Source organism: Streptomyces sp. NPDC017246 (assembly GCF_044331325.1).
Classification (GTDB): domain Bacteria; phylum Actinomycetota; class Actinomycetes; order Streptomycetales; family Streptomycetaceae; genus Streptomyces.
The window spans coordinates 427,621-439,676 of sequence record NZ_JBIRMW010000004.1 but is presented as its reverse complement, the minus strand read 5'-3'; the positions used below and the strand labels follow the sequence as shown (position 1 = coordinate 439,676).

The following is a 12,056-nucleotide window of genomic DNA, read 5'->3' as shown; positions in this document are numbered from 1 at the left end:
AAATCGCTCGATCAGCCATGCCCTCGCGGTCTAGGGTCAGCGACGTGGCAACGAAACTCAATCAGATCATCGCAGTGGAAAAGGGCGTCAAGTCCCGGGCGCATCATGACCTGACGGCAGCTCATCACGGCCTGCAGAAGCCCGCGTTGCTCGCCGGCATCTCCCGCACCTACCAGCCGAAGGACGAGGAGGGTGAGCAGCTGCCGCCCGAGTCCACGCTGGTGCAGGTGAAGGCCGAGGACGTCCTGCGCGACACCGCGCGGGCGCTGACCCGCCTGTTCGATGTGACGGCCACCAAGGACTGGGCGAACTGCGAGGCGCGCGCCGACGTGACGGTCGACGGGCGCGTGCTCGTGGAGCGGGTGCCCGTGGCGTACCTCCTGTTCCTGGAGAAGCAGCTCACGGACATCAACACCTTCGTGCGCAAGCTTCCGGTGCTGGACGCGGCGGAGTCGTGGACGCAGGACCCGTCGACCGATGCCTGGAAGACCGAGATCGTGCGCACGGTCCGTACGAAGAAGGTGCCGCGCAACCACGTGAAGGCGGAGGCGACGGACAAGCACCCGGCGCAGGTCGAGGTGTACTACGAGGACGTGCCGGTCGGCTACTGGACCACCGTGAAGTTCTCCGGCGCGCTGCCGGCCCGGCGGGTCAATGAGCTGCTCGAGCGGGTGGAGAAGCTCCAGCAGGCGGTGAAGTTCGCCCGCGAGGAGGCGAACAGCGCCGAGGTCACCGACCAGCGGGTCGGCGACGCCGTCTTCGGCTACCTCTTCGGGTAGCCGGGACACCACAGACTCCCCGGCCACAGAGAACGGCCGGGGTGCGCGAGGAGCGCAAAGCTGAAGCTGAGCCTTGTCGTGACATCCGCGGTTCCAGTGGAGGTTCGAGTCCTCCTCCCGGCACTTCCCGCCGGGATGGCCCAACCTGGCAGAGGCAGACCGCGGTCAATCTCAGACTATTGCTCCAGACTCAGCATTCGCCGCTCATCGCCGGATCGACCGGGCCCGGGCCCTGGTGCGTCGAGATGCCAGTTCGAATCTGGTCCGCCGAGCTCGATCGGCGGTGGTCCAAAGGCAGGACGCGACGCAATGACGAATGACCCGGGTTCTCAAGTGTGCCGGCGTGTGATGTGAGTGGCATCGACAGGGTCCGGGGGCAGGCTACGCCCTCGGACCCGCTCCTTTTCCCGGGACCTGCCCCTCTCGTGGCCGATGCCGCGGCGCCGCCGGGGGTGCGTCCTCAGGCGCGTGCGCCGAATCCGTACTCCGTCCACCTCTCCATGACCCGGCGGCGTACGCCCTCGGGAAACGAGTTCTCGAAGGACGCGGTGCAGAAGGAGGACCAGTTCCTCGGCCTGCTGCGGCGACTGGTCCAGGGGCCGAACACACCCTGAACGCACGCCCGCTCCCGCCGGGGCACGGTCCCGATGCCGATGCCGATGCCGATGCCGATGCCGATGCCGATGCCGATGGCGATGGCGATGGCGATGGCGATGGCGATGGCGATGGCGATGGCGATGGCGATGGACGGCGGCCGGGACACCCGAATCGGTGCCCCGGCCGCCCACGAGCCAGAGGGTGTCCCGCCGATCGGGCCGGCCTCGCGGCGTGATCGGCAGGACACCCCCGCGCGTCACCCGATCTCGACGAGGAGGTCGCCGCCCTCCACCTGCTGAATCCTGGTGATGGCCAGTCGGGACACCCGACCGCCCCTGGGCGCGGTGATCGAGGCCTCCATCTTCATCGCCTCGATGGTGGCCACCGTCGCACCGGCCTCGACCTCGTCGCCCTCCGCGACGGCCAGCGTGACCACCCCGGCGAACGGCGCGGCGACATGGCCGGGGTTGCCCCGGTCGGCCTTCTCGGTCACCGGGAGATCGGCGGCCGCCGCGTTGTCGCGTACCTGGATCGGCCGCAGTTGGCCGTTCAGGGTGGACAGGACCGTGCGCATACCGCGTTCGTCGGCCTCGCCGATGGCCTCCAGCTCGATCAGCAGCCGCACACCGGGCCCGAAGTCGACGGTGTACTCCTTCCCGGGGCGCAGCCCGTAGAAGAAGTCCTTGCTGTCCAGCACGCTGGTGTCGCCGTACGCCTGACGGTGTGCCTCGTACGCCTTCGTCGGGCCGGGGAAGAGCAGCCGGTTCAGCGTCGCGCGCCGGTCCTCGGCCAGGCTGGCGCGGTCCTCCGCGGTCAACTCCGGCATCGGCCTGGGGCCGGCACGGCCCTCCAGCGCCTTGCTGCGGAACGGTTCCGGCCAGCCGCCGGGAGGCGTGCCCAGCTCGCCGTGCAGGAAGCCGATGACCGAGTCGGGGATGTCGAAGCGGTTCGGCGCCGCCTCGAAGTCCTCGGGCGCCACCCCGGCGCCCACGAGGTGCAGCGCGAGGTCACCCACCACCTTCGACGACGGCGTGACCTTCACCAGCCGGCCCAGCATCCGGTCCGCCGCGGCGTACGTCGACTCGACGTCCTCGAAACGGTCGCCGAGGCCGAGCGCGACGGCCTGGGTACGCAGGTTGGAGAGCTGCCCGCCGGGAATCTCGTGGTGGTACACGCGCCCGGTCGGCGAGTCCAGACCCGCCTCGAACGGGGCGTAGACCTTGCGGACGCTCTCCCAGTACGGCTCCAGGTCGCCGACCGCCTGCAGGTCGAGGCCGGTGGGCCGGTCGGAGTGGTCCGTCGCGGCGACGATCGCCGACAGCGAGGGCTGCGAGGTCGTGCCGGCCATGGAGGCCACCGCGCCGTCCACCGCGTCCGCCCCGGCCTGGATCGCCGCGAGATAGGTGGCGAGCTGGCCGCCCGCGGTGTCATGGGTGTGGAGATGCACCGGCAGGTCGAACTCCCTGCGCAGCGCGGAGACCAGCTTGGCGGCGGCGGGGGCCCGCAGCAGCCCCGCCATGTCCTTGACCGCCAGCACGTGGGCCCCCGCGGCGACGATCCTCTCGGCCAGCCGCAGGTAGTAGTCCAGGGTGTACAGCTTCTCCGCGGGGTCGGAGAGGTCGGACGTGTAGCAGAGGGCGACCTCGGCCACCGCCGTCCCGGTCTCCCGTACGGCGTCGATGGCGGGGCGCATCTGGTCGACGTCGTTGAGCGCGTCGAAGATACGGAAGATGTCGATGCCGGTGGCGGCGGCCTCCTGCACGAAGGCGTCGGTCACCTCGGTCGGATACGGGGTGTACCCCACGGTGTTGCGGCCCCGCAGCAGCATCTGCAGACAGATGTTCGGCACCGCCTCGCGCAGGGCGGCGAGGCGCTCCCACGGGTCCTCCGCGAGGAAACGCAGCGCGACGTCGTAGGTGGCGCCGCCCCAGCACTCCAGGGACAGCAGCTGCGGCAGGTTGTGCGCCACCGCGGGGGCGACGGCCAGCAGATCCTTGGTCCGGACCCGGGTGGCGAGCAGCGACTGGTGGGCGTCGCGGAAGGTGGTGTCGGTGACACCGATGGTCGGCGACTCGCGCAGGCTCCGGGCGAAGCCCTCCGGGCCGAGCGCGAGGAGCCTCTGCCGGGAGCCGGCGGCCGGCCCGCCGGGGGACAGCGCCGGCAGCTTGGTGGCCGGGGCGATCAGCTCGGGCCGGGGGCCGTGCGGCTTGTTCACGGTGACGTCGGCGAGATACGTGAGCAGCTTCGTACCGCGGTCGGCGGAGTGACGCGCGGTGAGCAGATGGGGCCGCTCCTCGATGAAGGACGTCGTGACCTGTCCCGCCCGGAAGTCCGGGTCGTCGAGCACGGCCTGCAGGAAGGGGATGTTCGTGGACACGCCCCGGATACGGAACTCGGCCACCGCGCGCCGGGCCCGGGCGACGGCGGTCGCGAAGTCCCGGCCCCGGCAGGTCAGCTTGACCAGCATCGAGTCGAAGTGGGCGCTGACCTCCGTACCGGCGTGGGTGGTGCCGCCGTCGAGCCGGATGCCGGAGCCTCCCGGAGAGCGGTACGCGCTGATCATGCCCGTGTCCGGGCGGAAGCCGTTGGCCGGGTCCTCGGTGGTGATCCGGCACTGCAGGGCGGCACCGCGCAGAACGACGGACTCCTGTGTCAGGCCGAGGTCGGCAAGGGTCTCGCCGGCGGCGATGCGCAGCTGCGACTGCACCAGATCGATGTCGGTGACCTCCTCGGTCACCGTGTGCTCGACCTGGATGCGCGGATTCATCTCGATGAAGACGTGGTTGCCCTCGCGGTCGAGGAGGAACTCCACGGTGCCCGCGTTGCGGTAGCCGATCCGGCGGGCGAACCTCACGGCGTCGTCGCAGATGCGCTGCCGCACCACCGGGTCGAGGTTCGGGGCGGGCGCGAGTTCGATGACCTTCTGGTGGCGCCGCTGCAACGAGCAGTCGCGCTCGAACAGATGGATGACGTTGCCCTCGCCGTCGGCGAGGATCTGCACCTCGATGTGGCGCGGGTCGACGACGGCCTTCTCCAGGAAGACGGTCGCGTCGCCGAAGGCGGACTCGGCCTCCCGGGCCGCCGCCTCGATGGACTCGCGCAGTGTCGCCGGGTCCTCGACCCGCCGCATGCCGCGACCGCCGCCGCCCGCGACGGCCTTGACGAACACCGGGAAGCCGATGCCCTCGGCGGCCGCCACCAGCTCGTCCACATCGGTGGAGGGCGCCGAGGAACCGAGCACGGGTACGCCCGCCTCGCGGGCGGCGGCCACGGCACGCGCCTTGTTCCCGGTCAGCTCCAGGGTCTGGGTGCTCGGGCCCACGAAGGTGATGCCCGCCTCCTCGCAGGCGTGCGCCAGTCCCGGGTTCTCGGAGAGGAATCCGTAACCCGGGTAGACGGCGTCGGCCCCGGCCAGGCGGGCCGCCCGGATGATCTCCTCCACGGAGAGATAGGCCCGTACGGGATGGCCGGCCTCACCGATCTCGTACGCCTCGTCGGCCTTCAGCCGGTGCAGAGAGTTGCGGTCCTCGTGGGGGAACACGGCGACCGTGCGCGCCCCCAGTTCATAGCCGGCGCGGAACGCGCGAATCGCGATCTCACCGCGATTGGCCACCAGTACCTTGCGGAACATCATGATCCCTTCACCTTGCCGGTGATGAGCAACGGGTTGCCGACACCTCCCCGCGGGGGTCGTGCCCGGAGCGGCACTCGCCCGCGTCGCGCCCGGCTCGTTTCGGCAACGCTAAGGGGTGCGCCGTGGCCTTCTGAAGGTCCCACGACAGTGACATGGATCATCGCCGCGCCGCTGTTTGTACGCGCCGGTCCGGGGAGGGCGGTCGGCCCGGAGCGGCTCCGGCGGGTGCCGGGGCCGGAGCCGCCACGCCCCGGCCGTTCCGGGGCCGGGGCGTGGGCGGGAGCGCCGCGGACTAGGACGGGGGCCGCGGTGCGCTGCGGTGCCGGCCGTGTTCGAGGGCCGCGACGAGTTCCTCGGCCTGAGGCCACGGACCGTGTCCGGAGGCGGGGTTGACATGTCCTACGGGGCCGAGATCCACCAGGAGGCTCCGCCAGTCCCGCGCGAGTCCGGCGACGCGTTCCGGAGATCCCAGCGGATCGTCCGAACCGGCCGCGACGATGCTGGGGAAGGGCAGCGGTCCCCGGGGTACCGGTGTCCAGCCCTGCGCCGCCAGCTCCTCGGGGGTGGGGTAGCCGTCCGGCAGCGGCGTCCCGAAGTCCGGGGGCGCGACCAGCAGGGCGCCCCGGACGTCCGCGTCGTACCGCCGGGCCCACTGCACCGTGGTCATGACGCCGGCGCTGTGGGCGACGATGGTCACCGGCCCGGTGACCCGCGCCATCACCTCGGCCAGGTTGGCGACCTGGGCGTCACGGCTGAGCCGGTCGCGTCCCAGCGGGGGAACCGTGTGGACGGTGCGGCCCGCGTCGCCGAGCCGCCGGGCCAGAACGGTCTGCCAGTGGTCCTCGACATGGTCCCGCAGGCCGGGGACGATCACGATCGTCGGCACGGTGGTCCCCGTCATGAGGTCGTCTCCGATGTCCCGGTCCCGGTCCCGGTCCCGGTCCCGGTCCCGGTCCCGGTCCCGGTCCCGGTCCCGGTCCCGGTCCCGGTCCCGGCCGCCGCGGCGGGCGCGGTGAGGCGGTGGAGGTCCTGTGCGTACCGGCGGCGGCCGATCAGGAAGGCCGCCGTGGCCGCGATCGCCACGAGCGGGACGAGCCGGAGCGCACCGAGCAGACCGAACCGGTCCGCGAGCATGCCGGTGACGGCGGGACCGGGCGCCAGTCCGAGCAGGCTCTGGGCCAGCGTGAGCGTGGCGAACGCCGTGGCGGCGATGGCCGCGGGGGTCAGATTCGCCACCATGGCGGCACCGGGACCGGCCGTACCGGCGCACAGCAGGGCTCCCAGGGCCAGCGTCAGCAGTTGCACCGGGCCGGCGGGCAGACGGAACGCGGTCGTCAGCAGGACGAGGGAGCCCACGCTGCAGCAGATGGCGACGGACCACGTGCGGAGGGGGTCGCGCCGGCTGAACCGGTCCGAGGCGATTCCGCCGGCGATCATGCCGATCCCGATCATCAGGGCGAAGAGCCCCGAGGTGGCGCCGGCCTTCGCGGTCGGCATCTCGTAGTAGCGGTCGAAGTAACTGGGCAGCCAGGCGATCAGGGCGCCGGCGATGAACAGCTGGAGGCCGCTGCCGACATAGGCACTGACCACCGAGACGGAGGAGAACAGCCGCGGCAGGAGCACGCGGAGCCGCTCGTTGCCGCCGGAGCCGGAGCCGGAGCCGGAGCCGGAGCCGGAGCCGGAGCCGGAGCCGGGGCCGGGGCCGGGGCCAGGGCCGGAGCCGACGCCGACGCCGGTCGCCCGGTCGTCGGACGGGTCCGTCCGAGGAGCCAGCCGTTTCTCCGTGACCACGACGGCGTAGACACCGGAGAGCACCAGGCCGAAGACACCCATCACGGCGAACGCCGAGCGCCAGCCGTACGCCTGGGCCACGGCGCCGCCGATGGATATGCCGAGGACCGAGCCGAACGCCCCGCCGGCGATGAAGGCCCCCGAGAGCGTCGCCCGCAGGGCGTGCGGGAAGACGCTGAGGACCACGGCGATGCCCACGCTGCCGTAGGCGGCCTCACCGATGCCGACGAAGAGCCGGCCGGCGAACATCTGGCCGTAGCTCGCCGCGACCGCGCAGCCCAGGGTCGCCAGGCTCCACATCGTCGCGGCGACGACGAGCGACCTCACCCTGCCCCACCGGTCGGCCAGCAGCGAGAGGGGGAAGGTGAGCAGACCGACCATCAGCGCCACGATGCCGCTGAGGGACCCCAGCCGGGCGTCCGAGAGCAGCCAGTCGGCCTTCAGCATCGGGAAGACGGCGTTGAGCACCTGCCGGGACATGTAGTCCGAGAGCAGGAGTGCGAAACTCAGTGCGAAGACCACCCAGGCGTAGCGCCGGGGCACGGGCCATTCCGAGGAACCGGTACCGCTACCGGTTCTCTCGGTGGCAGGTGCCGCAGTGGTGAGAAACCCCATTGTCATCACCTCGACTGCTGTTGACGGAAGAAGCAGGGTCAGAAGGTCCTGTCGCCGACGATTCCGGCGCGCTCCATCCTGCGGACTGCGGGCCAGTAGTCCTGGACGGCGTAGTGCTGGGTGGAGCGGTTGTCCCAGATGGCGACGCTGTTCCTCCGCCAGCGCCAGCGGACCTGGTACTCGGGCACCGCCGCCTGGCTGATCAGGTAGTTCAGGAGCCGGCCGGCGCCCGGCGCGTAGTCCTGGCCGAAGCGGACGTTGGCGGGTGTGTGGTAGTTGACGAAATGGGTCGTGAAGGCGTTGACGAAGAGGATCTCCTCGCCGGTCTCCGGGTGGGTGCGTACCACCGGGTGCTCCGCGTCCGGGAACCGGGCCGCCAGCGCGCGACGCTGTTCCGCGGGCATGACCGCGCCGAAGCTCGCCTCGATGCTGTGCCGGGCCCGCAGGTCCCGGATCTGTGCCTTGACGTGCTCCGGGAGACGGCGGTGGGCCTCGACCATGTTGATCCAGATGGTGTCGCCGCCCACGGGGGGCGTCTCGACACAGCGCAGTACGGCTCCCATGGACGGGTTCTCGCGCCATGTGCCGTCGGTGTGGAGCGCGTTCTCGTAGTGCTCGGGAGCGCTGTCGAGGTCCTTGTAGATACGGACCAGGCCCGGGTGCTCCGGGTCGCCGCCGACGACCGGGTGGTCCTCCAGCGGTCCGAAGCGTTCGGCGAAGGCGACGTGGTCGGCGCGCGTGATGTCCTGGTCGCGCAGGAACAGCACCTTGTACCGCAGCAGCAGGCTCTTGATCTCGGCGAACAGGCCGTCGTCGCGGGCGGCGTCGGCGAGGCTCACGCCGGAGAGCTCTGCGCCGATGGAGCAGGTCAGCGGCTCGACGCCGAGGGAGGTGCGGAGCACGTCCGGGCGAACCAGGGCCGGAGTGTGTTCCTTCGGTCGGAGGGTTTCGGGCATGGTGCTCACTCCTGGGCTGGGTGGGGTGGTGGCGCGGTGTCCTCAGAGGGCGAAGACGGAGGATCCCGTGGTCCGCCCGGCCTCCAGATCGCGGTGTGCCTGCGCGGCGCCGTCGAGGGAGTAGCGCTGATTGATCTCGATCGAGATGCGCCCGGAGGCGACGTGACCGAACAGCTCGCCGGCCAGCGCGTCGCGCTCCGCCGGTTCGGCGATGTAGTCGGCGAGTGCCGGACGGGTGACGAAGAGCGAGCCGTTCACGGCCAGTTGCATGGCGTCGATCGGCGGCACCGGACCGGAGGCCGTGCCGAAGCAGACCAGGAGTCCCCGGCGCGAGAGCGAGGCCAGCGAGCCGGCGAAGGTGTCCTTGCCGACACTGTCGAGGACGACCGGCACGCCTGCGCCGTCGGTCAGTTCGCGCACCCGCTCGGCCACGTCCTCGCGCCGGTAGTGGATGATGTGCTCGCAGCCGTGCGCGCGGGCGATCTCGGCCTTCGCCTCGCTGGACACCGTGCCGATCACGGTGATGCCGAGGAGCCTGGCCCACTGGCTGACGATCAGACCGACACCGCCCGCCGCCGCGTGGAGCAGTACGGTGTCACCGGCCTTCAACGGGTGGATACGGCGCAGCAGATACGCCGAGGTGAGGCCGCGCATGGTCATGGCGGCGGCGGTCTCGAAGCCGATCTCGTCCGGCAGCCTGATGAGGTGCGAGGCGGGCATGACCCGCTCCGTGCTGTACGCCCCCAGCGGGCTGCCGGTGTACGTGACCCGGTCGCCCTCGGCGACGTGGGTGACGCCCTCGCCGACGGCCTCGACCACTCCGGAGCCCTCGACGCCGATGCCGTCGGGCAGCCGGACCGGGTAGAGACCCGTACGGAAGTACGTGTCGGCGAAGTTGAGACCGACGGCGATGTGCCGGATGCGCACCTCGCCCGGCCCGGGGTCGCCGACCGGGACCTTTTCCCAGGTCAGGACATCGGGTCCACCGGTTTCGTAGAAGCGGACGGCGTGGGCCACAGGATTGCTCCGATTGCTCGTGTGCGGGCGGGTGTGCGGTGGCGGGTGGCGGGTGGCCGGGTGGACGGGTGGCGGGTGGCCCGGTGGCCGGGCGACCCGGTCAGCTCGTGAGGTCGCGCAGCATGAAACCGCGCTGCCCGGGCCGGCGGTTCGGCACCATGCCGAGGCGGTCGACGGTCTCGTCGGCGTCGCGGTAGTACTCGCCGATCCTGTAGATCCTCTTGGCCTCGGGGCCGGTCGCGATGTCGCGGCCGAGGGTGTTCGCGATCCGGACCATCTGCTCGACCTGCTCGACGGAGGACATCCGCTCGCCCTTGCGCCGCCACAGGTTGTCCTCGTTGCCCACGCGGACGTGCACACCGAGCGCGATGGCGATCGCGTTCATCGGCGCCACGGCGCGCATGGAGCTCTCGACGGTGAGGACCGCGCCGTCCGGTACACGGCGGATGAACTCGATCAGGTCGGAGGGGTGCCGCCCGGCGAAACCGCCGCCGATCGCCACGTAGTTGAGGACCAGGGGGCCGGTGTGGACGCCGGTGCGGATCAGTCGCTCGACGGTCTCCAGCTGGGCCATGGTGGCCAGTTGGAAGTGCGGCTGGATTCCGTTCGCGTGCAGACGCTTGAGGTGTTCGAGGTAGAACTCGGGTCCTGCCTCCACGACCATGTCGCGGTAGGCCCGGTAGTACTCGGGCTTGGCGATCGAGGTGCCCTCCAGGTCGTCGTCGGTCATGATCTCGACGATGTTCATCTGGCTGGTGTTGATCGCGATGGTCACCTGGTCCGGCGCCGGCGTGAGGTCGGCCAGGAGGTGCCTGGTGTCGTAGGAGAGCCACTTGGCGTCGCCGCCCTCGCCCTCGGGGGCGAAGGAGATCGAGCCGCCGATCTGCAGGACCATGTCCGGAACCGCCTCGCGCAGCCGGCCCATCAGCTCGTTGAACATGGACATCCGCTTGGAGCCCTTGCCGTCGAGCTCGCGCACATGGATGTGGAGCACCGTGGCACCGGCGTTGTAGCAGTCGACGGCCGCCTGGACGTGCTCGTCCATGGTCAGGGGCAGGTCGTCGGCGTCGCCGGGCAGCCATTCGGGCCCGTACGGGGCGGCCTGGATGACGAGCCTCTCCTGGTTCTCGGGGAAGAGCGAGTCGTCGTGAAAGTGCACGGTCCTTCTCCTTCGTGTACGGGTGACCACCGGCCGGGGCCGTCGGCGTCCGGGGAGTCGCATCTCCTGGACGGCGGGTGCCGGCGGCGGGTGGGGGAGAGCAGCGGGCGCGCGGGCCCGGTCGTGCCCGGCCGGGCCGGAGGGGAGCGGGCTGTCGGGGGAACGGCCCGTCTCACCTCCGGCGGCCTACCGCCGTGAGCGGTGCAGCCAACGTAGGGGCGGGTGGGCGCGGCCGCTTGACCCGTGGTGACGGGTGACTTGTCATTTGGGGACAGGAGCGACCGGCGGCCGAGGCGCCGTCCGTGTCTTTCGTGCCGCCATGGGCGTCAGCCCAGGCCCGGGTGCCGCTCCTGGCCGTTCTCCTTGCGCCACTGCCTCGGGCTGCACCCGAACTGCTCGTGGAACCACCGAGAAAAGGCGCTCAGGGACGAGAAGCCCAGGAGGTCGGAGATCTCCGTCAGGGAGCGGCGGGGACTGGCCACGAACTGCTCCGCGAGCCGCGCCCGTGTGGCGTTGAGCAGCGAGGAGAACGTCTCTCCCGAGTGGGCCAGATGCCGGTGGACGGTGCGGCGGTCGACGCCGAGGCTGCGGGCGACCTGCTCGACGGAGCATCGGCCGGTGGGCAGCAGCGCCTCGATGAGTTCGCGCACCCGGTCCGCCACCGAGGTGTCCCTGGGCGCGGCGCCGATGGCGTCGAAGTACTGCCGGGCGTAGTTGCGCAGCTGCGGGTCCGCCATGGCGTTGGGGGCGTCGAGGTCGTCGGCGTAGAAGACGACGCCGTTGAACTCGCGGTCGAACTCGAGCCCGGTGCCGAACATGCTGCGGTGCCTGGCCGAGTCCGCCGGAGCGCTGTGGGCGAACCACACGGAGAGGGGCTGCCACCGCGGGTCGAGGAACCCTCGCAGAATGCGGGTGTAGGCGGCCACGATCAGCTCCGTCGCCTGCCGGGCCGGCGCCGTGTCACCGAGCCGGAGGTCCACCTTGAGGGTGGCCAGGCCGTTCCCCACGGACAGGCGCGTGTGCAGGAGCTCGTTGTACATGTGCTCGTGGCGCAGCAGCAGGGTCAGCGCGCTGCGTACGTCGGGTTCCTCGCGGACGACCAGGCTGATGGGGCCCAGGTTGGAGAAGCGGCGCAGCTCTGCCATGCGCAGGCCGAAGTCGGCGTGGTGCGAGGCGGCCGCGGAGAGCTCCAGGAGACGGACGGCGGCCGGGCCGGAGATCCACCGGTCCTGGACGGCGAGGTCCGCGGTGTCCAGGCCCACGCGCTTCATCAGCGCGCGCGGGTCGACGCCGAGGGAGCGGCTCAGCTCGACGTAACCGTTCAGCGCTGCGGTGCGGACAAGGGGCCTCATCGGCGTGCTCCAGGTGTTCGGTCCCCAGAAGTTAAGTTTCTCGTCCCGGCACGTCAAGCATCCGGAGTGAGCCCGTCCTAGCATCCCCTCAACGCGGTCCCGACGAGGGGCGTGCGGAGCCGCCCGGACGCGCCCGGGGACGGCCGCCGGTCCCGG

General features: G+C 71.2%; 9 protein-coding genes and 1 pseudogene. 2 read left to right on the top strand and 8 right to left on the bottom strand.

The genetic code is table 11. The features are described from left to right. The first annotated feature begins 17 nt into the window (after window positions 1-17). Together ACH4MY_RS12645 and ACH4MY_RS12640 are read left to right on the top strand one after the other, a co-directional pair. Window positions 18-779: a hypothetical protein gene (locus ACH4MY_RS12645; RefSeq protein ID WP_398001457.1), complete on the top strand. Its 762-nt coding sequence runs from the start codon at window positions 18-20 to the stop codon at window positions 777-779. A gap of 35 nt (window positions 780-814) precedes the next feature. Next, window positions 815-902 (top strand): annotated as a pseudogene (locus ACH4MY_RS12640). A gap of 337 nt (window positions 903-1,239) precedes the next feature. On the opposite strand, the gene ACH4MY_RS12635 reads toward ACH4MY_RS12640, so the two are convergent. The 8 genes from ACH4MY_RS12635 to ACH4MY_RS12600 form a co-directional block, all read right to left on the bottom strand. Beyond that, the gene (locus ACH4MY_RS12635) at window positions 1,240-1,542 is read right to left on the bottom strand and encodes a hypothetical protein (RefSeq protein WP_398001454.1); all 303 of its coding nucleotides are present in this window, start codon (window positions 1,540-1,542) and stop codon (window positions 1,240-1,242) included. Between the two features lie 90 nt (window positions 1,543-1,632). Continuing rightward, window positions 1,633-5,007 carry a pyruvate carboxylase gene (locus tag ACH4MY_RS12630; protein ID WP_398001687.1) on the bottom strand — a complete coding sequence of 1,125 codons (3,375 nt, stop codon included), beginning with the start codon at window positions 5,005-5,007 and terminating at the stop codon, window positions 1,633-1,635. Window positions 5,008-5,302: 295 nt separating this feature from the next. Next, window positions 5,303-5,911, bottom strand: a complete 609-nt coding sequence (locus ACH4MY_RS12625; protein ID WP_398001452.1) for an RBBP9/YdeN family alpha/beta hydrolase — start codon at window positions 5,909-5,911, stop codon at window positions 5,303-5,305. After that, complete coding sequence (locus tag ACH4MY_RS12620) at window positions 5,908-7,344, bottom strand: MFS transporter (protein WP_398001449.1); 1,437 nt, start codon at window positions 7,342-7,344, stop codon at window positions 5,908-5,910. The genes ACH4MY_RS12625 and ACH4MY_RS12620 overlap by 4 nt, the downstream gene beginning before the upstream one ends. A gap of 110 nt (window positions 7,345-7,454) precedes the next feature. Beyond that, a complete protein-coding gene (locus ACH4MY_RS12615) occupies window positions 7,455-8,372 on the bottom strand; it encodes a TauD/TfdA dioxygenase family protein (protein WP_398001447.1) in 918 nt (305 codons plus the stop codon). 42 nt (window positions 8,373-8,414) lie between these two features. After that, window positions 8,415-9,389: a quinone oxidoreductase family protein gene (locus ACH4MY_RS12610; RefSeq protein WP_398001445.1), complete on the bottom strand. Its 975-nt coding sequence runs from the start codon at window positions 9,387-9,389 to the stop codon at window positions 8,415-8,417. Window positions 9,390-9,489: 100 nt separating this feature from the next. Beyond that, window positions 9,490-10,548, bottom strand: coding sequence for a 3-keto-5-aminohexanoate cleavage protein (locus ACH4MY_RS12605; RefSeq protein WP_398001442.1), 1,059 nt, complete (start codon window positions 10,546-10,548; stop codon window positions 9,490-9,492). 326 nt (window positions 10,549-10,874) lie between these two features. Next, window positions 10,875-11,900 carry an AraC family transcriptional regulator ligand-binding domain-containing protein gene (locus ACH4MY_RS12600; RefSeq protein WP_398001439.1) on the bottom strand — a complete coding sequence of 342 codons (1,026 nt, stop codon included), beginning with the start codon at window positions 11,898-11,900 and terminating at the stop codon, window positions 10,875-10,877. Window positions 11,901-12,056: the final 156 nt, after the last annotated feature.

Bases quoted from the DNA above. Each gene is read 5' to 3' on its own strand.
- ACH4MY_RS12645 (WP_398001457.1), top strand. From the start codon at position 18: ATGCCCTCGCGGTCTAGGGTCAGCGACGTGGCAACGAAACTCAATCAG.
- ACH4MY_RS12625 (WP_398001452.1), bottom strand. From the start codon at position 5,911: ATGACGGGGACCACCGTGCCGACGATCGTGATCGTCCCCGGCCTGCGG.
- ACH4MY_RS12630 (WP_398001687.1), bottom strand. From the start codon at position 5,007: ATGTTCCGCAAGGTACTGGTGGCCAATCGCGGTGAGATCGCGATTCGC.
- ACH4MY_RS12600 (WP_398001439.1), bottom strand. From the start codon at position 11,900: ATGAGGCCCCTTGTCCGCACCGCAGCGCTGAACGGTTACGTCGAGCTG.
- ACH4MY_RS12615 (WP_398001447.1), bottom strand. From the start codon at position 8,372: ATGCCCGAAACCCTCCGACCGAAGGAACACACTCCGGCCCTGGTTCGC.